The following is a 19963-nucleotide window of genomic DNA, read 5'->3' on the forward strand; positions in this document are numbered from 1 at the left end:
TCAAGAGGAATGGACTGATCGGACGCCTTGTCGATCGTCGTCCGACGCCGGTCGATCTGCCCTGGTTGTCCGCCGCCATGTCACCCGCCGCGTGCGGTGTTGTTCAAGTTATCTCCGCCCGGCCCCAAGCCCGCCCGCGCCTTCGGGTAGAGCGCGAATCGCCCTCACGGGCGGGGGATGGCGACCGTGTTGTACGAGACGCCCGGAGTCGGCCCCGTCGCGAAGAACCGGATGTTGGGGAGGTACAGCCGCGAACCGAAGGCGGCCACGGTCGTCGGCAGCGCGAGCCGGCGGTCCGTCACCCGCCGCACGACGCGGCCGTCGGTTCCCGCCGGGTTCAGCCGCAGGACGGCCACGGTGTCGAGCCGGTTCTGCACCGCGTACAGCGTCCGTCCCCGCAGCAGCAGGCCATCGCCCTCCGGCAGCGACTCCCCGTGCAGGTTCACCCGACGGGTCGCACCGTCCGGGTCGACGCGGAACAGCCCGCCGGTGTTCGACTGCACGACGATCAGTCCCCGGCCGTCCGGGGTCGGCGTGATGCCGTTGGCGTTGAACCCGGCGCTGCCCGGGCTGTCGGGACCGCCCTGATACACCAGGTCGCCGGTGAGAGGGATCCGGACCGCGGCCGATGGCAGACGTCCACCGTCGAGCGGCAGCTTGTAGAGCACCGGATCGGTGGAGTCGGTGAACCACGCGGCGCCCTGCGTGAGGATGACGTCGTTGACGAACGACGGACCGGTGGCCAGCCGGTAGGTGGCCAGCACCCGGCCGCTTTCCGCGTCGAGGACGCGAGCGTCGCCGCCCGCACCTCCCGCCACGAACACCCGCCCGCTCGCGTCGGTCTTCAGTCCGAGGGCCTGCGTGCCGGGCCCGCGGCTGAGGATCGCGCCGCGCCCCGTGCGCAGGTCGGCGCGGTAGACCGAGCCGTCGGCCATGGAGCCGACATAGGCGACCGGCCCGGGCCCGATCGCGATGCCCTCGGGCTGGAACCCGTCCGGCAGCCCGATCGTGGTCGGGTACACCGCGGTCCGTCGGCCCGCGTCCGCCTGCGCCGGTACGGCCATCGCGCCGACCAGCCCGAACATGAGAACGGCAGAGATCGTCCGACGTCGCATGAGCTACCTTTCAACGCTGAAATGTTCAACGCTGAAAAACGTAGGCCGAGTGCTACCTTGATGTCAAACAGTTCAACGTTGAGAGGTGCTCGTGGACCGTGATGCCGTCGACCTGATCGTCGAGCAGTGGGCTCGCGCCCGCCCCGACCTCGACGCGTCCCCCATGCGGGTCCTCGGCCGCCTCTCCCGGCTGACCCGGATCGCCGAGCGTGAACTCAAGGCGCTCTTCGCCGAGTTCGGGCTGGAACGGGGCGAGTTCGACGTCCTGGCCACCCTCCGCCGCGCCGACTCGCCCGGCGGCATCACCGCGGGCATGCTGGCCCGCTCCTCCATGGTGACCTCGGGCGCCGTCACCAACCGCCTGGACCGGCTCGTCGCCAAGGGCTACGTCACGCGCGACCTCGACCCCGGCAACCGCCGCACCGTCCTCGTCGCCCTCACCCCCGCCGGCCGCGACCTCATCGACCGCGCCGTCACGGCCCACCTCGCCAACGAGCGCCGCCTCCTCGCCGCCCTCGACGAGCACCGGCAGGAAGACCTGGCCGCGACCCTGCGCACCCTCCTCCTCAGCCTCGGCGACCAGCCCTAGCTAGCGGGCCACGCGGTGGTGGAGGAAGACGACGCCCGAGTCGAAGGTGCGGGTCTCGACGAGTTCGAGATCCACCTGTCGCTCGCGCTGCGGGAAGAACGGTACGCCGCCGCCGACCAGCACCGGGTTGACCCTGGCCCGGTACTCGTCGATCAGACCGAGCGCGGCCGCCTCGGCGGCGAGCGTCGCCCCGCCGATCCCGACGTTCCCCTCACCCGGCTCGGCGAGCAACCGCTCGATCTCCTCCGCCAGGCCGCCGGAGGCCAGGCGCGCGTTGCCCCGGACCTCCGTCAGCGTGGTGGAGAACACCACCTTCGGGAGCGCGTTCCACAGCGCGGCGAACTCGCGCTCCGAGTCGTCGAGCGACGGATTCCGCTCGGGGTTCTCCCAGTACAGCATCGTCTCGTACAGCCGCCGTCCCAGCAGGTGGACGTCGAGCCCCCGGACCTCGTCGGTGGCGAAGCGAAAGACGTCCTCGTCGGGCGTCGCCCAGTCGAAGCCGCCGTCCGGCCCTATGACGTAGCCGTCGAGTGAGACGCTCATCGAGTAGGTCACGCTGCGCATCAGGGGCCCTCCTGGGAAACGGGTTCGACAGTATGACCACCGGAAGCCGCAGAACTCATCGCGGCGCGCGGCGTCTTCCCGCTTGCGCGAACGCCGCCCTAGCCCCTGCGGAAGTGTTCGACCAGCCGGGAGTAGCCGTCGTCCCCGTGGCCCCGCCCGATCGCCGCCGCCACGAGCGCGCGGGAGTACTCGGGAAGCTCGTCGTCGATGCCCCGCTCCCGGCTCTCCCGCGCGAGATCCTCGATCGAGGGCAGATGGTGGCGCAGCGCCCCGTACGGCGCCGCGAACCGGCCCCGGTCGACCTCCTCCGCGATCGACGGCAGGAACGCCGACAGCGCCGCGAGCGGGCCCTCGGCCTGCTCCAGGAACCGTCCGGCCTCGACGCCTTCGTCCGACAGCGCCGCGGCCGCGTGCAGGAACCCGTTGAGGAGCCCCCACATCGTCCCGTGGACGGCCATGCCGTAGAGAACCGCGACCCCGGGGTCGCCGGACACCAGCGGCGCCTGCCCGCTGAAAAGCCGCAGCACCCCCCGAAGGCGCTCGTGGACGTCCGCGGGACCGCCGTAGAAGACCGTCGCGTCCGGATGCCCGACACCCGGCGCGATGGTCATGATCTGCCCGTGCGGATACTCCCCGCCGCGCTCGGCGACCGCCGCGGCCACCTCCCTGACCTCGCTCGACGTCCCGTCCGTCAGGTTGACCACGACCCGCCCGCGCAGATCGTCTCCCGCCGCCGCCACCAGCTCGCGAGCGACGGAGTTGCCCTTCACGTTGACCACCACGACCCGCCCGGCGGCGACGGCCTCACGAACATCCGCGGCCTGGCGCGCCCCTTGGCGACCAGCGCCTCACCCTTCCCCGCAGTGCGATTCCACACGGTGGTCGGATGCCCCCCGTCCAGAACCGCCCCGGCCAGCGCACCCCCCATCTCCCCAAGCCCGAGCACCGCCACACCCACCCGCGAACCCGCCACAACGCCCCCCAAATCACCACCGGGGCCCCACGCTAAAACCCCAACCAAACTTGAGGTCAACCCGGCGCCGGGCCTCGGCGTGGTTCGCTGCGCGGTCCGTCAGCGACGGCGGGCGATCGCCCGGCGGACGAGTGGGCCCAGCACCAGAACGCCCACTGTCGAGCCGACCAGAAACCTCCATGGGCGCCGTGTGCGCGGTCGCTCGGGCGGGGGAGGGGGTGCCAGCCCGTACTCCTCGTCCAAGATCTCGTGGAACCGGCGCGCTCGCCTGCTCCCGGCGGTGCCCATGCGGACCTGACGCGCCTCCTCCCAGAAGGCCCGGCCAGGACGGCCCGAGAACATCACGCGAAATGGCGCGCAGCCTCTTCTCGGGGAGGGCCTTCGTCTCGAAGGACATCTGCCACTCGGAGATGATCATGTTGATGTACATGAGCTGGCGTCTGGCCCTGGGGTCCGCGTCCGCGGGAACCGGCCCCCATGCCTCGTCGAGGGCGGGATCGTCCATGGCCATCTTGAGCAGCTCGGCGATCGCGATGCGCCTGGCCTCCTCGCGCGCGATCTTCGTGTCGTGCGCCTGGAAGATCAGGGTGGCCGCGATGCCGATCAGCGCGAGGGCGGCCAAGAGTGCCGATGCGGCGCCGTAGGTCTGGCCGATGAAACTCAACCGTTCCCAGCGGGCCGTCGGACCGCCGAAAGCGCGCAAGGCCCACGGCGAAGCTGCGATAAGGGCGATGACGACAAGCGTGAGGAAGCAGAGGAAGAACGTTCTCGCCCTGCGTCGGCCCAAGGGAACGGACGGCATCTGCGAACGATAGTTCAGACGGCCGGCGCGGGTAGCGGGGCCACTTCCCGTTCGAAGAAGCGGAGCAGGGGCTCGCCTCTGCGGTACAGGCGGCCGATCTCGGAAGCGGCGGTGCGGATCACGTCCGGCGTCCTGATCCGGCGGGCGCCGCACGGCGTCCAATCCGGCAGATATCGGACCTCATACAGGACGCGTTCGCCCACGACGACGACTTCGGGCAACTGGCCTTGGTCTTCCAGGTCGGCGAGGTCGTCCGCGGAGAGGACGCTCAGTTCGAAGCCTTCTTCCGCCAGCATCCGCAGCGCGTGAAGCTCCCATTGGACGTAGGGGCTCAAGGGGCGCTCGACCACGCGGACCCGCCTGATCTCCAAGCCTTGGCGCCGGTTGCTGTCGGCCTCGGTCCGGACGGCCTTGCGATCCTCTTCCAGCAGTTCGAGGGCGCGTCGCCAGTCGCCGGAACTGAACGCCTGCCAACTGGGGTCGCCCAGCTCGCGGAAGACCTGGGAGCGTTCGAGCTTCCAGATGGTTCCGCGCAGGTCTTCGCACTGGCGGGCGAAATCCCGGTGGTAGGCCGCATGATCCAGCACTTCTCCCCGGAAGCGGGTGATCCGGTCAAGCATCGCGGATGTCCGGTTTCGCGGCCGAAAGCAGCCGTCCGGAGATGATCACGAGACGCTCGTCGGAGCCGATGCTCACGCCCGCTGGAAGGCGATCACGGTAGGCGCTCGTGGCATCACGGCCGATGACGGCGATGTCGCCGTTGTCCAGTTCCCAGATCTCGGGGCAGTCCTGCGTCGTGCGGCTGTCGCCCACCTCGGCGGCCGTCTTCCCTAACCTCCGCTGGAATCCCGCGCCCTGATCGGCTTCCCATGGCCTGGTCATGATGCCGCTCACTTCCAGTAGCCGGTATTTGAGCGAATTCTCTCACCGTCGCTCATGCGCGCCAAGTGCTGTCCAAAAGGTCCATTTGATGATGGGCAATACATTTCGGGACATTGCGTGCACCGTGACGTCCAGGCGAGATCCGGGTTCATCTGCCTCCGCGAGCGGGGGGCGGACGGCGTCGCCTCCTGGTGGCCGCTGTCGGCCTGCCGCCCGGACGTGCGGAGACTGGAGGCAGGTCGTCAGGCCTGGAGCGGGTGAATCCTTTGTGGGGGCTTGTTCCTCTCATAGGGGTGCCGGCCAGAGCGTCGGACACGGGACTCGACTGGGAGGTTGTCGTGATCGTTGGTGCCGTCGTGATCGGTGTGGCCGTGCTCGTGTGCGCGTGCAGTGTGACCGTGCTGCGCAGGCGGGGGCGCTCGCGTGGCTGAGCTGAGTTGGCCCGGGGAGCGCATGGTCGTCGCCGCGCAGGGTGGTGATCTCGAGTCGATCGCCGCGCTGGTGTCCGGCTCGCACCCGCACGTGCGCAGGTTCGCCCGGACGCTGTGCGCGTCGCCCGAGGACGCCGAGGACGCCGCGCAGGAGGCGCTGATCATCCTTTACCGCAAGATCGGGACGCTGCGGGCCTCCGGTGCGCTGGCCTCGTGGATGTTCCGCATCGTCCGCAACGAGTGCCTGCGGAGGGCGCGGCTGACGCCACGGCACTACGACGAGGTCCCGGACGTCGGCACGGCCTCGGCCGAGGACGAGGTTCTGCGACGCCTGGAGGCGGGCCGGGTCGCGGCGGCGATCGCCGCTCTGCCCGCCGACCAGCGGCACGTCCTCATCATGCGGGACATCCAGGGCTACAGCGGGCGCATGGTCGCCGACGCGCTCGGCCTCAGCCTTCCCGCGATGAAGTCGCGGCTGCACCGCGCCCGCGCGTCGGTCCAACTGGCGCTGCGAGGCGCACTCGACTCGGTTGCAGGAGATGGCGATGACTGACAAGCAGGGCTTCGCGAGCACGTCACTTCCCCGGCACCTGCTCCGCGGCGCGGCGGGGTTCGGCGCATTGATCGGTTCGTTCGCGCTGCTGCCGGTGCTCGGAGTCGGCAGCCTCCTGCTCGCCCCGATCGGCCTGCTCGCGCTGCGCGGGTGCCCGGCCTGCTGGGCGATCGGGCTGGTGCAGACCATCTCCATGGGACGGCTGCAACGCTCGTGCGGGGACGGCGTATGCGAACTCACCGTCGCCCGGCCGGCTCGCTCGCGAGCCGCTGGTCAGGTACGCCAGTGGCCTACTAGCGACGCGTAGGTCCGGCTGCGGGTCTGGAGGGTGTCGTGGGTGCCCAGGAGGGGGACGGGGCCGTCCAGCAGGAGGACCTGGTGGGCTCGTTCGGCTGAGGTCATGCGGTGGGCTATGACGATGAGGGTGCCGGCGCGGGCTGCCAGGGCCTGTTCGGCGCGGGCCTCGGCGGCGGGGTCCAGGTGGCTGGTGGCCTCGTCCAGGACGGTGACCCTGGCGGGGGACAGGTAGGCGCGGGCCAGGGTGATGAGTTGGCGTTCGCCCTGGGAGAGGTCGCCGCCGCCGGGCGGGATGTCGGTTTCGTAGCCGCCCAGGCGTTCGGTGAGCTCCTGGAGCCCGACGGCGGCCGTGGCCTCGTCCAGGTCGCGGGTGGTGGCCTCGGGGTTCAGGTAGGCGAGGTTGTCGCGGAGGGTGCCGGCGAAGACGTAGCTCTCCTGGGGGATCAGCGCGATCGAGGAGCGCAGGGCCGCCGGGTCCAGGTGGGGGAGGGGGACCTTGCCTAGTGTGATCTTGCCTTTCCGGGGCTCCAGGAGGCCGGTGAGCAGGTTCGCGAGGGTGGACTTGCCGGCGCCGCTGGGGCCGACGACGGCCAGGTGCGTGCCTTCGGGGATGTGCAGCGACAGGTCCTCGACGACGGGGGCGGCCCACGGGGAGTAGGAGAAGGTGACGTGGTCGGCCTCGATGCCGGACGATTCGGCCGTCGCCGTGCCGGGCGGGGGCGCCTCGGGGGCGGCGCAGACCTCGGCGAGGCGGCCGAGGACCACCGCGAGGCTGAGCAGGAGGGTGCCGCCCGCGTCGACCAGGACGGTGATGCCCGGCTGGAGGCCGCTCACCAGGTAGCCCGCGCCGCCCGCGATCTGCCCGGCGGTGAAACCGTGGTGCGCGGTCAGATACGGCGACAGGACCAGCAGGGCCACCAGCGGGACGTGCACGCCGAGCGCCAGGACGGGGAGGCGGACCCAGCGGGTGCGCGCGTAGGCGCGCAGGGCCTCCGCCTGGGTGTCCACGACCTCGCCCACCGCGGCGGCGGCGCGGTCCTCGGCGGCGCAGGCGGCGACGTCCCGGACGCCGTGCACGACGGTGGCGGCGGCCTCCCCGATGCGCTCGGCCTGCCGGATCACCGCTCGGTACCGGCGGATCTGCAGGCCGACGAAGGCCGCGTACACCCCCAGGGAGAGGGCCACCGACAGGCAGATGACCAGGGCCAGCAGGGGGGACAGCAGGGCCAGGCCCACGAGCGCGGCGGCGCCGGCGGAGACCAGCTGGCGGACGTTGCGCAGCGCGGTCCCCACCAGGGCCCGGACGGCCTCGGCCTGCTCGGTGACCTGGGAGACGCCCGCGCCCGCGGCGCCCGCGCCCGCGGCGCCCTCGCCCTGGTCGGCCATCCGGCGGAGGGCCGCGGCGACGACCTCGGTGACCAGGGAGTCGCGCAGCGGTTCGACGGTCGCGGCGAGCCACGGGTAGACGCGTCCGGTCGCGACCGCGCCGACGGCGTACAGGGCGGCGAGGACGGCCAGCCAGCCGAGGCCGGTCAGGGTGCGGCCCGCGAGGAAGCCGTCGTCGACGGCGCGGGCCAGGAGCAGCCCGGACGCGAACACCGGCAGGGACTCCACGACCGACCAGGCGGAGAGGCGGCGCATCGCGGGCCACTGCCCGCGCAGGTGGCGGTGCAGCAGGCGCGCGGCGGGCGGGGCCGTCACGAGGCCGCCCGGGCGGAGAACACGGCGCGGTAGGCCGGGTCGGCCCACAGGTCGGCGTGGGGGGCGAGCGAGCGCACGCGTCCGGCGTCCAGCCAGGCGACGAGGTCGGCGCGGGCGGCCGTCGCGGGGCGGCGCGCCACCACCAGGCTGGTCCGGCCGGCCAGGATCTGCCGGAGCGCCTGGGTCACCTTCATCTCCGTGGCGGTGTCGAGGCTGCTGGTGGCGTCGTCGAGGAGGACGATCCGGGCGTCGGCGAGCGCGGCGCGGGCCAGGCCCAGCCGCTGCAGCTCGCCGCCGGACAGCGGGGCGCGGTCGAGCGGGGTGTCGTAGCCGTTCGGCAGGGCCCGGATGAAGGCGTCGGCGACGGCGTCGCGGGCGGCGCGGTGCACCTCGGCGCGCGTCGCGCCGGGGCGGGCGTAGGCGATCGTCTCGCGCACGGTCGCGCCGAGCAGCGCGGGACGTTCGAAGGCGTAGGCGACGGCGCGGCGCAGCTCCGCGAGCGGGACGGCGGTGACGGGGACGCCGTCGAGCTCGACGACCCCCTCGTCGGGGTCGAGGAGCCGCCCGACGGTCGACATCAGGACGCTCTTGCCCGTCCCGGACGTGCCGACGACCGCGACGGTCGTCCCCGGCGGGACGTCGAGGTCGAGGCCGTCGAGGACGGCGCGGCCGCCGAGCCGGACGGTGACGCCGCGCAGCCGCAGCTCGCCGGGGCCGTCCGGCAGCCGCACCGGGCGCGCGGGGGGCCGCACCGCCGGGACGGCGGTCAGGATCTCGCCGATCCGCCCCGCGCCGACCTGGCAGTTGAGCAGCGCGACGACGGTGTCGAAGACGGACGCCGACGCGGCGGCCATGGCGGCGTAGGACAGGGCGCCCACGAGCTCGCCGGTGGTGATCTCGCCGGCGGCCAGGCGGACGCCCGCGACGCCGACGACCAGGACCTGGGTGAGGGGGGCCAGCAGCGCGAGCCGCCGACTGACCTTGCCCTGCACGGCCCACGTCTCACGACCCGCCTCGCCGAGGCCGGGAAGCGGTGCGAGGATGCGCCGCGCCTCGGCGGCGGCTGTGCCGCTCGCCCGGATCGTCCGGATGCCCTGCCGGGCGTCGAGCAGCCGCGTCGCGATCGCCGCCTGGCACGCCTGGTAGCGGGCGAACGGGTCGGTGGCCCGGACGACGAACACGCGCAGCGCGACCAGCAGCGGCGGCATCCCGGCCGCGAACGCGGCGGCGAGCCACCAGTCGATCAGGGCCAGGCCGGCCAGCGCGCCCGCGGTGGTGGCCAGCGTGGCCGCGGCCGACAGCAGCAGGACGGGGAACGCCGCCGGGCCCGACGCGGACTCGGTGAGCCGCGACAGGACGTCGCCCGCGGGGAAGCGGCGCCGCCCCGCCGGGCCGAGGGCCAGCACGTGCCCGAGCAGCCGGTGCCGGAGCCAGGCGGTGATGTCGCTGCCGCAGTAGGAGCCGAGGACGTCCTCGCCCGTGGCGGCGATGGCCGCCGCGGCCAGGACGAGCGCGAGCCACGCGGCGGAGGCGGCGGCGTCGTGCTGGGCGCGGGCCGCGTCGACCGCCCGGGCCAGCATGACCGGCGTCGCCAGCGTCGCGGCGACGCGGACGGCCGTGAGCAGGACGAGGACGCCCAGGGCCGGCCGGAACCGGGCCATGGCGCCGCGCAGCAGCCGCCTGCCGGCGGCGCGCAGCGCCGCGGAGTCGCCCGATGTGCCGGTGAGGGCCACGCGCCACGACTCCGTTCACGGTCGGGGGAAGTCTTCTACACTCGGAAGTGGGTCCGGTCACGGACCGGCTCGTGGCCGGTCCGTGACCGGGGTTCTGCGGGCCGGGGTTCTTCTCAGGGGTCCCGGGTACCGCATGGGATGCGCGGCATCAGGCGCAGGAGATGCCGATGCACACGGTGTTCAGCAGCGTGAGCAGACCGACGCAGTTGCAGGTACCGCCGAGCTGGATGCCGTCGATCTCCACGGGGTCGGTCTCGGGCAGCTCCTGCAGAGCGGCCACGAGGTCACCGTCGAACGTGTTCATGCGATTCACCTCCTTTCCTTGTCGAGGGCCAAGGCCCGCCCCGCCGTGAGGCAGAAGCGGACCACCGCTTCGCGGAGGACCGGGGACCATGCCTGGACGACCCCGTTGTGGTCGTCGGCGGTCTCCAGGTAGTCGAAGTCGACTCCTTCGGTCCTGCCGAGTTCGAGGAGGCGCCGGCGCAGCGCCCTGGACTGCCCGACCGGGACGACCTCGTCCCGGACGCCGTGCGCCACCAGCAGCGGCGCGGTCATCGCCTCGCACACCCGCAGCACGTCGCGCCGGGCGTCCCGCCCGTCGGGTATCCGGGAGGGGTTGAGCCGCGACACGCGGTCCCTGACGATCCCGGTGGCGGTGCTGTGGAGGCCGGACGCCGAGGTGAAGGGCGCGAGCGCGGCGCAGCCCGACCACAGGTCCGGGGCGCGGCAGGCCGCGAGCAGCGCGAGGAATCCGCCGTAGCTGGCGCCGAGGACGACGGGGCGCGGCAGCGCGGTGTCGCGGCCGTGCGCGATCGCTTGCCCGAGGTGGACGACGTCGTCCAGGTCGGGGCCGCCCCAGTCGCCGATGACCGGCCGCAGGTGCTCGTCGCCGTAACCGGTGCTGCCCCGGTAGTTGGGGGCCACGACGGAGGCGCCCGCGGCGGCCAGGTACTGGAAGAGCGGCTCGAACTCGTAGAGCCACGCCGACAGGGGGCCGCCGTGCAGGGCCATGACCAGCCGGGGCCGGTCGCGCCAGCCGGGGCCGCCGTAGACGATCGCCTCGACGGGCCCCGCCGGGCCTGAGAACTCGACGAGCTCGGCGCGCCGCCAGGCCGCCGCCGCGTCGGAGGGGTGCGCGGCCATGTCCCAGCCGGTGCGCGCGGGACGCCGTACCGTGGCGAGCGTCGGCGGCTGGTGGGGGGCCGAGAAGCGGACGTGCATCCGGCCGTCCCCGCCCCAGCGGGCCGGGCCCCAGAGCATGCCCGCCGGACCGGGGACCGGTGTGATCCGGTCGTTCGCGGTGGCGTACACGGCCAGGCGCGCGGTGGCGCCGGCGACCTCCCGGACGAGCAGGTGCTCGCCCGCGGCGTCGAAGGCCAGCGGGGTCCGGTACGCGGCCGACCGGTTGAGGACCTCGGGGAACCGGACGGGCCCGCCGCCGGGGAGGCGCAGCCCGATCTGCGGTGCGCCCCGCTGCTGGGCGCCGGGCGCGGTGGTGGTCACCGCGAGGGCGCCCGAGCGCGGGCTGTAGGCCGCGATCCGGTCGACGCTCGTGTCGGAGACCGACCAGAAGGGCCGCCAGGCGCGCTCGCGCAGGTCGACGAGGATCCCCTCGGTCCGGTGCCCGGCGCCGTCGTGGTCGAGGGCGAGGGTGCGGCCCTCGTCGGCCCAGACGCCCCCCGACAGCACGCCGGGGATCCGCAGCACCGGCTCCAGGACGGGGGACGAGGGCGAGACCCGCCAGATCCGCGAGTGCCGCTCGTTCTCGACGACCACGAGCACCGCGGTCTGCGCCTGTCCCGGGGCGGCCAGCAGGAACCCGGCGAGCATCCTGCGCACCGGCCACGACCGGGTGATCTTCAGCCCGGTGGGGGTCGGCTCGGCGGCGGCGAGGACGCCGTGGCCGGCGGGCCGCCCGTGCTCGCCGACCGCGGGCCGCACGACCAGGACGCGGCCGTCGTTCAGCGGCAGCGCCCCGCTGCGGCGGTCGATGATCGGCTCCTCGGCCCCGTCCCCGTCCGGGAGGCGGGGGTCGTCGAGCGCCCGCAGCGACGGCCGCGGCCAGGTCAGGTCCCAGCGCTCCAGGACGACGCCGTCCTGCGCCGACCGCAGGCAGGTGGCCCAGCGGCCGTCGGCGGAGAAGGCGAGGCCGAAGCGGCTCGGCATCGGCGGGAGGTCCGGAAGGGTCTCGGTCATGACGCCCGCCCGGCGATCGACGGTTCGGTGCTTCCTGCGGCGTCGCCTCCGGCGGCGTGCGCGACGGCCTCGTCGGCCGTCCACTGCCGGGGCGTGTCGTGCTGGAGGCGCACCAGGAAGCCGAGGACGCCGCCGAGGCCGTCTCCCCAGGAGGTCGAGACGCCGCCCTGCTCGTCGGGGAACACCACCCGCCCGTCGCGGTGCGCCCGGTTGGCCAGGATGACCTGGGCCAGCCGCCACGCGTCGGCCCGGTGCCGCTCGGCGCCGGTGAGCGCGGCCAGGTCGAGCAGGAAGTCGCCGTTGCCGGCCAGGCCGTGGCACTGCCCCAGGATCGCGCGCCAGCGGTTGTCCATGACCGCGCGGGCGGACATCTCGGCGGCCCGCCGGAAGCGCTCGTCGCCGGTGGCGCGTCCGAGGCGGCCGAGGAAGCCGCCGATGCCGGCCGAGCCGTGGCACCAGAACGGCGCGGTGGCGATGTCCCCCGAGCTCGCCGCCCACATCGCCGACCGCCCCGTGTCGATCATGGTGCCGAGCAGCGTCTCGCCGACGCCGGCGGCCAGGGCCCGGTGGGCGTCGCCGCCGACCGACTCGGCGCAGGCGAGCAGGAAGCAGCCGACGCCCGAGACGCCGTGCGCGAACCCGTAGTAGCGCGCGCCGGCGAGCTTGGACTCGATCTCGGCGGGCGTGCTCCAGTCGAGCCCGCCCTCCCGCTCCTCGACGGTCGCGGCGAGGGCGTCGGCGGCGGCGAGGGCGCGGTCGGCGAACCGCGCCTGCCCCGTGCGGGACCACAGGTGCAGGGCCGCGAACCCGAGGCCCGCCGTCCCGTGCGTCACGTCCGGGCTGGGGACCGCCTCCGGAAGCCGGTCGGCGACGGCGAGCGCGCCCTCGACCAGGCCGGCGTCGTCCAGGGCGAGGCCGGCGTCCAGCACCGCCCACGCGGCGCCCGCCGTGCCGAAGTACAGCCCGGGGGGACGGTCGCCGTCCCTGCCCAGCCGCCGCAGGATCCAGTGGCCCGCGTCGGCGACGGCCTCGGCCAGGCGCGGTTCGGCGCCGACCTCGTAGCACCGGGTCAGGGCGCCGAGGGTCCCGGCGGCGCCGTGCTGGAGGCTGCAGGGGTCGGGGGCGCCGTAGACGCACGAGGCGGGCCAGAGGGTCTCGGCCGACTCCGGGTTCATGGTGGCGATCAGCTGGTCGACGATCCCGGCGGTGGACAGCCGGCACTGCTCCCGCAGCGAGGGGGTGCTCGCGGCCTGCGGTGCGGCTCCGCGCCGCTCCGCCGGAGCGTCCTGCGTCCCGCGGCTCGGGGCCGCCGGGTCCGGGCTCATCCGCGCCAGCGCCGCTCGCGCCCGGTGCGGGGTCCAGCGGTCGGCGGGATCGTCGGCCATCAGGCCGAGCAGCAGCGGGGTCAGCGAGTCGGGCAGGTCGAGGTCCAGGGTGCGGGCGGCCAGCCATTCCGCCAGCCGCTCGCTCAGGGGCCTGGCCGCGGGGCTCTCGTCCAGGAAGTAGGGGGGCCCGCCGGTGAGGACGTGGCAGAGGGTCGCGCCCAGGGCGAAGTGGTCCGCCGACTGGCCCGGGGCCGCGCCGGCCATCTGCTCCGGCGCGCTGTAGCCGGGGGTGCCCACCCGCATCCCCTCCGGATCGGTGTCGTCGGCGGTGAGGGCCAGCTCCAGGTCGATCATGACCGGGGCGCCGTCCGGGCGGACCATGATGTTGCTCGGGTTGAAGTCGCGCACGACGAGCCCGGCGTCGTGCGCCTTCGCCAGCAGGGCCGCGAGGTGCCCGCCCATCTCCAGGACGGGGGCCACGTGCGGGCCCCACCCGGCGTCGCCGATCACATCCGCGATCCACTGCCGCAGCGAGGCGCCGGGGATCATCTCCTGCGCCAGGAACAGGTGGCCCGCCTGGGCGAAGAGCGCCACCGGGCGCGGGGCGATCCCCAGGGTCTCGACCGCCTCCAGCACGCGGGCCTCCGTCCGCAGCCGGTCGCGGGTGTCGCGCCCCTTCGCGTCGACGTCCACGTGCGGGCGGCCCTCCTTGATGACGATCGCCTCGCCGGTCTCGGTGTCGGTCGCCCGGTACACGCCCCCCTTGTTGGTGTGGCGGATGGCCTCGTGCACGGTGAACCGCGATCCGATCCGGACGCTTTTCCGGTTCCCGGCGCCATTCTGGACCGCGCTCTTTCGGGCGTTATCGGACTCACCGGCCGTGTCCGCGCCGTTCTGGCCCTCTGCCGGCGGGACGTCTTGAGGGAATGGGCATACGGCCCAGGAGGGCGGCGTGTACGTCGCGCCGCGGCGGTCTTCCACGGGTTTGCCGTCGGGGTCGAGAATTACCCACGCATAGAATCCGTCGTTGGTGATCCTGCGCACCTCGACGAACGCTCCATAGCGGTAATGCACGAGGCTGCCCGGCCCGTAGGGGCGGTCGGACAGAATGCGCGGCCCGGGGAGGCCGGCGGTCGCCACGTGCAGTTCCGCCGCGAGGCGGACGGCCTCGTCGTCGTCGACCGGGTAGACGGTGATGAACTTCCCGGAATGGCCGCGCGAGGTGTTGCGCGCGTTCATGGCCGCGACGTGGTCGCGGGTGGCGGCGAACTTGAACGTGGAACGGCCCGCCAGCAGCACGGGCAGCGAGCGGGCCAGGACGTCCTGGGCGGAGGCCGGCGTCGCGGAGACGTGCAGCTTCCAGCCCTGCTGGGGACACTCGCCGTTCTCCGGGCGGACGTGCGCCCACATCCCGCCGCGCAGCGCCTTCCACTGGAGCGGGCCGTCCGCCGCGGCGAGCGCCCTGTCGAGAACGTCGAGCAGACGGGTGTCCCCGCCGTCCGCGGCGACCGCCCCGGACAGGACACTGAAATGGAAGTCCGCCATACCCGTTCGCCCTCTCCCTTTCCGTTCGACCGCCCCGGTCGCGTTATTGATCGCTTTGTCTTTTGGGGTCAAAAGTCAAACAACGATCGGATGTTGCTTTCGTTGAGCAAGGACACGGTAACCGCGAATCCTCCGGTAACGCCAGTCAGTCTCATTCGTCCGAGCTATTCGCGGCGGGTATAAAAGTCTTACCCGGCGGGGGATGTGGACCCTGACGTCCATGCGGAGAGTGACAATGATCGCCGGTCGGCGCTCCCTGATGGGGGAAATGTCGAGTTTGTCGTCACCCGAAACGATGATCGCTTTGCCCATTGAGTTGCTGGGCGGTTTCCGCGGAGTCATGTCCGATGGCTGCCACGCCGCCCGGTGGCGACCCGCCGGCCGGGTGTGCTAACGCCGCGTCACGCACGAAAGCGCGGGCGCTCTTCCCGCGGGCCCTCGCTTCTCAGGCGCCGGCCGCGGCGTCGACGGCGTCGGGCGACAGGATGCGGTCCAGGACCATGGCGGCGCAGCCGGTCAGGCCCGCGCTCTCGCCCAGGCGGCTCGGCTCGATGCGAAGGTCGCGCGTCGCCAGCGCCGTGGCGCGCTGGTAGACGATCTCGCGCACGCCCGCGATCAGGGGCTCGTTCGCGCCCGCGAGATCGCCGCCCAGGACGACGACCGCGGGGTTGAGGAGGTTGACGGCGGTGGCGACGACCTCGCCGATGCGGCGGCCGGCGTCGCGGAGCAGGGAGACGGTCGCGGGGTCGCCGGCGCGGGCGAGCGCCGCCAGGGCGGGCAGGTCGTCGGCGGGGGAGCGGGCCAGCAGGGCGGTGCCGCCGGCGACGGCCTCGACGCAGTTCACGTTGCCGCAGCGGCAGGGGGCCTCGCCGGGGACGGGCACGGGGATGTGGCCGATCTCCCCGGCCGCGCCGAGCGCGCCGCGCTGGATGCGGCCGCCCGCGATGATGCCCGCGCCGATCCCGGTCGAGACCTTGACGAACAGCAGGTCGCCGACGCCGGGATGGGCCTGGTGCTCCCCGAGCGCGGCCGCGTTGACCTCGTTGTCGAGGTAGGCGGGGACGCCGAAGCGCTCGGAGATGGGGGCGCCGATCTCCATGGCGTCCCAGCTCCCGGCGACGTGCTCGACGGCGTCGGGGACGCCGAGGCCGACGCCGCGGATGCTCGACGGGTCGGCGCCGGACTCGGCGAGGAGGGACTCCCACTGCTCGAACAGGCGCGGGAGCGTCTTGCCGGGGCTCACCTCCGCCGGCGGCCCGTCGGCGCGGGCCAGGGTCCTGCCGCCGAGGTCGCAGACGGCGAGCTGGCCGCGGGACTGGCCGAGGTTGGCGAGCAGGACGGCGCCGCCCGCGGCGTTGAACTCCAGCCGGGCCGGGGGTCGCCCGCCGGTGGAGGGCCCGTCGGCGCGCTCGACCACCAGGCCGCGCGAGATCAGGGCGGCGACGCGGGACGCCACGGCCGGCCGGGACAGCCCGGTGATGCGGCCCAGCTCGGCGCGGGTGGCGACGGCGTCCTCGCGGATCAGGCGCAGCATGTCGCCGCCGGTGGCCGGACGGGTGACGGGGCGGGGCATCCGGCCAGTCAAGCATCCGGGGCTTTGGTGCGTCCAGTTAGGAGAACATCCGGACTTTTGTCATCCAAAGTTCATAAGTCCGCTTGATTGGCTGACCGATGTCTCGATAGTTTGGTCGTCCAGCGAACCCCCTGGTCTTGGAGCATCTGATGGCTGTGCATCCCGTGCTGGCGGCTGTGACCCAGCGCGTCGTCGAGCGGAGCGCCGGACCCCGCGGCGCGTACCTGAACCGGATCCGGGAGGCCCGGTCGCAGGGCCCGGCGCGCGGCGGGATGGGGTGCGCGAACCTCGCGCACGGCTTCGCGGCCTGCGGCGTCCAGGACAAGCTCTGGCTGCGCGGCGACGTCACGCCGAACATCGCGATCGTGTCGGCGTACAACGACATGCTGTCGGCGCACCAGCCGCTCCAGGACTACCCCGAGCTCCTGAAGACCGCCATCCGCGCGGGGGGCGGCACGGCGCAGTTCGCCGGGGGCGTCCCCGCCATGTGCGACGGCATCACCCAGGGCCGGGCCGGCATGGAGCTGTCGCTGTTCAGCCGGGACGTGGTGGCCATGGCGACGGCCGTGGCGCTGTCGCACGACATGTTCGACGGCGCGCTGCTGCTCGGCGTGTGCGACAAGATCGTGCCGGGGCTGGTGATCGGGGCGCTGTCGTTCGGGCACCTGCCGGTGATCCTGGTGCCCGCCGGGCCGATGGCGTCGGGGCTGCCGAACGGCGAGAAGGCGAAGGTCCGCAAGCGGTTCGCGGCGGGCGAGATCGGGCGCGAGCAGCTGCTCGCCGCCGAGTCGGCGTCCTACCACTCGCCCGGCACCTGCACCTTCTACGGGACGGCGAACTCCAACCAGCTGCTCATGGAGGTCATGGGGCTGCACCTGCCGGGCGCCAGCTTCGTCCCGCCGGGCACCAAGCTGCGCGACGGCCTCACCGAGGCCGCGGCCCGGCGCGTCCTCAGGCTCACGGACCTCGGCGACGGCTACACCCCGATCGGGGAGATGCTGGACGAGCGCGCGTTCGTCAACGGCGTCGTCGCGCTGCTCGCGACCGGCGGCTCGACCAACCACACGCTGCACCTGGTGGCCATGGCCGCCGCGGCGGGCATCGAGCTGACCTGGGACGACTTCGACGAGCTGTCCAAGGCCACGCCGCTGCTCACCCGCCTCTACCCGAACGGGACCGCCGATGTGAACCACTTCCACGCGGCGGGCGGCACCGCGTTCCTCATCGGCGAGCTGATCGACGCCGGGCTCCTGCACGAGGACGCGCGGACGGTCGGCGGCGACACCCTCGCGGCCTACCGGAACATCCCGGAGATCGCCGGCGGCAGGGTCGAGTGGCGCGCGGCGCCCGGGGAGTCCGGCGACACCGAGGTCCTGCGCCCGGCCGCCGAGCCGTTCGACACGCACGGCGGCCTGCACACCGTGCGCGGCAACCTCGGGCGGGCGGTCGTCAAGGTGTCGGCGGTCCGCTCCGAGCACCGGATCATCGAGGCCGCCGCCCGCGTGTTCGACTCGCAGGAGGCGCTCCAGGAGGCGTTCGCCGCCGGGGAGCTGGACCGGGACGTGGTGGCGGTCGTCCGCAACCAGGGGCCGCGCGCGAACGGCATGCCCGAGCTGCACCGGCTCACCCCGCCGCTGTCGGTGCTCCAGGACCGGGGGCACCGCGTCGCGCTGGTGACCGACGGCCGCATGTCGGGGGCGTCCGGCGCCGTGCCCGCCGCGATCCACGTGTCGCCGGAGGCCGCGGCGGGCGGGCCGCTCGCCCGTGTCCGCGACGGCGACGTGGTCCGGCTCGACGCGGACGCCGGGGTGCTGGAGGTCCTCGTCCCCGCCGAGGAGTTCGACGCCCGGGAGCCCGCCGCGGGGCCGCCCGAGCAGACCTACGGCACGGGGCGGGAGCTGTTCCAGGCGTTCCGCCATGCCGTGGGCCCGGCGGAACGGGGTGCGGGGGTCTTCTCATGAGCGAAGTGAACCGGGGGGAGTGGGGGGTCGTCCCCCCACAGGAAACGCTGAGCGAAGCGGAATTCGGGGAGTGGGGGGCCGTCCCCACGCACGGAGCGCCGCGCGGAACGTGGCTGGTCGCGGACGTGGGCGGGACCAATGCCCGGTTCGCGCTGGTGGACGGCCCGGACGGCGTCCTGTCGGAGGTCCGGGCGCTGCCGACCCGCGACCATCCGGGCCTCGCGGAGGCCGCGGCCGCCTACCTCGACGCGGTCGGCGCGCGCCCGGTGGCGGCGTGCCTGGCCGTGGCCGGCCCGGTCACTAATGGCACGTTCCATTTGACGAACGCGGGCTGGCCCAAGGGCGACCCGGAGGCGGTCCGCGCCCACCTCGGGCTGGCGCACCTGGACGTCATCAACGACTTCGAGGCGCTCGCCCTGGCCCTCCCGCGCCTCGGTGAGGACGACCTCGTCTCCATCGGGCGGGGCAGTCCGGACCCCGGCGCCCCCCTCGCGGTGGTCGGGCCGGGCACGGGCCTCGGCGTCGCCGGGCTCGTCCGGACGCCGTCGGGCTACGTGCCGCTGCCCGGCGAGGGCGGCCAGGTGGACGTCCCGGCCGCCACCGACCGCGAGCTGGTGGTGGCGCGGCTGCTGCGCGCCGAGAAGGGCGCGTCCACCGCGGAGTACCTGCTGTCGGGGGCGGGTCTGGCCCGCATCCGCCGCTACCTCGCCGCGATCGACGGCCGGCCCGCGCTGGACCTGAGCCCGCGGCAGATCAGCGAGGACCGCGACGACCCCCTGTGCCGCGAGGCCGTGGAGATGTTCTGCGCCCTGCTCGGGTCGCTCGCGGGCAACGTCGCCCTCACGCTCGGCGCGCGGGGCGGCGTCTTCCTCGGCGGCGGGATCCTGCCGCGGATCGCGGACGTGCTGCAGCGCAGCGCGTTCCGCGCCCGGTTCGAGGGGAAGCCTCCCGTCGAGGACTACATGCGCGCCATCCCGACCGCCCTCATCGTCCATCCCGGCCCCGCCCTGCTCGGTGCCGCCGTCCGGCTCACCCAGAGCCTGCCCGACCTGGAGCCCGCATGATCGCCGAAGACCTGTTCGACCTCGCGCCCGTCATCCCCGTGGTGGTGCTGGACGACGCCGAGGCCGCCGTCCCGCTGGCCCGCGCCCTGGTGGAGGGCGGCCTCCCGGTGATCGAGGTGACGCTGCGCACGCCGTCCGCGCCGGAGGCGATCGCGCGGATCGCCGCCGAGGTCCCGGACGCCGTGGTGGGCGCGGGCACCGTCGTGCGCCCCGAGGACGCCGAGCGCTCGGCCGCCGCCGGGGCGAAGTTCCTGGTCAGCCCCGGCTGCACGGCCCGCCTCCAGGCGGCGATGGTCGCGACCGGCCTGCCGTTCCTGCCGGGCGTCGCCACCGCCTCCGAGGCGATCGCCCTGCTGGAGGGCGGGATCACGGCGATGAAGTTCTTCCCGGCCGAGGCGGCGGGCGGCGCCGCGTACCTGAAGGCGCTCGGCGGGCCGCTGCCGCAGATCCGGTTCTGCCCGACGGGCGGGGTCAGCCTGCGGAACGCCGCCGACTACCTCGCGCTCGGCAACGTCGGATGCGTCGGCGGCTCCTGGCTGACCCCCGCGGACGCCGTCCGCGACGGCGACTGGGACCGCGTCGGCAAGCTGGCCTCCGAGGCGGCGGCGCTGCGCACCGGGTGACGCCGCCGGTGATGTCACATCCGGGCGGGCCGTTCA

Annotated in this window: 19 protein-coding genes; 6 read left to right on the top strand and 13 right to left on the bottom strand. The window is 73.9% G+C overall.

Annotated elements, in window-relative coordinates; all coding sequences use genetic code 11:
- Positions 1 to 164: 164 nt before the first annotated feature.
- On the bottom strand, positions 165 to 1115 hold the full coding sequence (locus tag ACQEU6_RS43025; RefSeq protein WP_499339565.1) for an NHL repeat-containing protein: 951 nt from the start codon (positions 1113 to 1115) through the stop codon (positions 165 to 167).
- A 91-nt stretch (positions 1116 to 1206) separates the two neighbouring features.
- On the opposite strand from ACQEU6_RS43025, the gene ACQEU6_RS43030 reads away from it, so the two are divergent.
- Positions 1207 to 1704 carry a MarR family winged helix-turn-helix transcriptional regulator gene (locus ACQEU6_RS43030; RefSeq protein WP_499339566.1) on the top strand — a complete coding sequence of 166 codons (498 nt, stop codon included), beginning with the start codon at positions 1207 to 1209 and terminating at the stop codon, positions 1702 to 1704.
- Here ACQEU6_RS43030 and ACQEU6_RS43035 read toward each other — a convergent pair whose 3' ends face one another.
- The 6 genes from ACQEU6_RS43035 to ACQEU6_RS43060 all read right to left on the bottom strand — a co-directional run bounded on the left by ACQEU6_RS43035 (position 1705) and on the right by ACQEU6_RS43060 (position 4925).
- Positions 1705 to 2268 (bottom strand): dihydrofolate reductase family protein, encoded by a 564-nt coding sequence (locus ACQEU6_RS43035; protein ID WP_499339567.1) that lies wholly within the window; start codon positions 2266 to 2268, stop codon positions 1705 to 1707.
- Between the two features lie 98 nt (positions 2269 to 2366).
- Complete coding sequence (locus ACQEU6_RS43040) at positions 2367 to 3038, bottom strand: imine reductase family protein (RefSeq protein WP_499339568.1); 672 nt, start codon at positions 3036 to 3038, stop codon at positions 2367 to 2369.
- Positions 3035 to 3241, bottom strand: a complete 207-nt coding sequence (locus ACQEU6_RS43045; protein WP_499339569.1) for an NAD(P)-binding domain-containing protein — start codon at positions 3239 to 3241, stop codon at positions 3035 to 3037. The genes ACQEU6_RS43040 and ACQEU6_RS43045 overlap by 4 nt, the downstream gene beginning before the upstream one ends.
- 13 nt (positions 3242 to 3254) lie before the next feature.
- Complete coding sequence (locus ACQEU6_RS43050) at positions 3255 to 4043, bottom strand: DUF6082 family protein (RefSeq protein ID WP_499339570.1); 789 nt, start codon at positions 4041 to 4043, stop codon at positions 3255 to 3257.
- A gap of 14 nt (positions 4044 to 4057) precedes the next feature.
- On the bottom strand, positions 4058 to 4663 hold the full coding sequence (locus ACQEU6_RS43055; RefSeq protein WP_499339571.1) for a DUF6879 family protein: 606 nt from the start codon (positions 4661 to 4663) through the stop codon (positions 4058 to 4060).
- On the bottom strand, positions 4656 to 4925 hold the full coding sequence (locus tag ACQEU6_RS43060; protein ID WP_499340530.1) for a hypothetical protein: 270 nt from the start codon (positions 4923 to 4925) through the stop codon (positions 4656 to 4658). Before ACQEU6_RS43060 ends, ACQEU6_RS43055 begins: the two co-directional genes overlap by 8 nt.
- Positions 4926 to 5348: 423 nt before the next feature.
- Between ACQEU6_RS43060 and ACQEU6_RS43065 the strand changes: the two genes are divergently transcribed.
- On the top strand, positions 5349 to 5909 hold the full coding sequence (locus tag ACQEU6_RS43065) for an RNA polymerase sigma factor (RefSeq protein ID WP_499339572.1): 561 nt from the start codon (positions 5349 to 5351) through the stop codon (positions 5907 to 5909).
- Positions 5902 to 6216: a hypothetical protein gene (locus ACQEU6_RS43070; protein ID WP_499339573.1), complete on the top strand. Its 315-nt coding sequence runs from the start codon at positions 5902 to 5904 to the stop codon at positions 6214 to 6216. Before ACQEU6_RS43065 ends, ACQEU6_RS43070 begins: the two co-directional genes overlap by 8 nt.
- Here ACQEU6_RS43070 and ACQEU6_RS43075 read toward each other — a convergent pair.
- The 6 genes from ACQEU6_RS43075 to ACQEU6_RS43100 form a co-directional block, all read right to left on the bottom strand.
- Positions 6183 to 7907 (bottom strand): ABC transporter ATP-binding protein, encoded by a 1725-nt coding sequence (locus ACQEU6_RS43075; RefSeq protein ID WP_499339574.1) that lies wholly within the window; start codon positions 7905 to 7907, stop codon positions 6183 to 6185. The two genes, ACQEU6_RS43070 and ACQEU6_RS43075, sit on opposite strands and share 34 nt — an antisense overlap.
- Positions 7904 to 9640 carry an ATP-binding cassette domain-containing protein gene (locus ACQEU6_RS43080; protein WP_499339575.1) on the bottom strand — a complete coding sequence of 579 codons (1737 nt, stop codon included), beginning with the start codon at positions 9638 to 9640 and terminating at the stop codon, positions 7904 to 7906. The genes ACQEU6_RS43075 and ACQEU6_RS43080 overlap by 4 nt, the downstream gene beginning before the upstream one ends.
- A 148-nt stretch (positions 9641 to 9788) precedes the next feature.
- Positions 9789 to 9944, bottom strand: a complete 156-nt coding sequence (locus ACQEU6_RS43085) for a VenA family class IV lanthipeptide (protein WP_179278939.1) — start codon at positions 9942 to 9944, stop codon at positions 9789 to 9791.
- Positions 9945 to 9949: 5 nt separating this feature from the next.
- On the bottom strand, positions 9950 to 11836 hold the full coding sequence (locus ACQEU6_RS43090) for an alpha/beta hydrolase family protein (protein WP_499339576.1): 1887 nt from the start codon (positions 11834 to 11836) through the stop codon (positions 9950 to 9952).
- Positions 11833 to 14706: a class IV lanthionine synthetase LanL gene (gene lanL / locus ACQEU6_RS43095; protein ID WP_499339577.1), complete on the bottom strand. Its 2874-nt coding sequence runs from the start codon at positions 14704 to 14706 to the stop codon at positions 11833 to 11835. The genes ACQEU6_RS43090 and lanL overlap by 4 nt, the downstream gene beginning before the upstream one ends.
- Positions 14707 to 15151: 445 nt before the next feature.
- Positions 15152 to 16279, bottom strand: coding sequence for an ROK family transcriptional regulator (locus tag ACQEU6_RS43100; protein ID WP_499339578.1), 1128 nt, complete (start codon positions 16277 to 16279; stop codon positions 15152 to 15154).
- A gap of 149 nt (positions 16280 to 16428) precedes the next feature.
- On the opposite strand from ACQEU6_RS43100, the gene edd reads away from it, so the two are divergent.
- Genes edd through eda form a run of 3 tightly spaced genes read left to right on the top strand, consistent with a single transcriptional unit; the run spans position 16429 to position 19927 of the window.
- Positions 16429 to 18240: a phosphogluconate dehydratase gene (gene edd, locus ACQEU6_RS43105; RefSeq protein WP_499339579.1), complete on the top strand. Its 1812-nt coding sequence runs from the start codon at positions 16429 to 16431 to the stop codon at positions 18238 to 18240.
- Entirely contained in the window at positions 18237 to 19304 is a 1068-nt protein-coding gene (glk, locus tag ACQEU6_RS43110) for a glucokinase (protein ID WP_499339580.1), read from the top strand. Before edd ends, glk begins: the two co-directional genes overlap by 4 nt.
- Positions 19301 to 19927: a bifunctional 4-hydroxy-2-oxoglutarate aldolase/2-dehydro-3-deoxy-phosphogluconate aldolase gene (gene eda, locus ACQEU6_RS43115; protein ID WP_499339581.1), complete on the top strand. Its 627-nt coding sequence runs from the start codon at positions 19301 to 19303 to the stop codon at positions 19925 to 19927. The genes glk and eda overlap by 4 nt, the downstream gene beginning before the upstream one ends.
- The last annotated feature ends 36 nt before the right edge of the window (positions 19928 to 19963 follow it).

This window comes from Spirillospora sp. CA-108201 (genome assembly GCF_050936235.1).
Classification (GTDB): domain Bacteria; phylum Actinomycetota; class Actinomycetes; order Streptosporangiales; family Streptosporangiaceae; genus Spirillospora.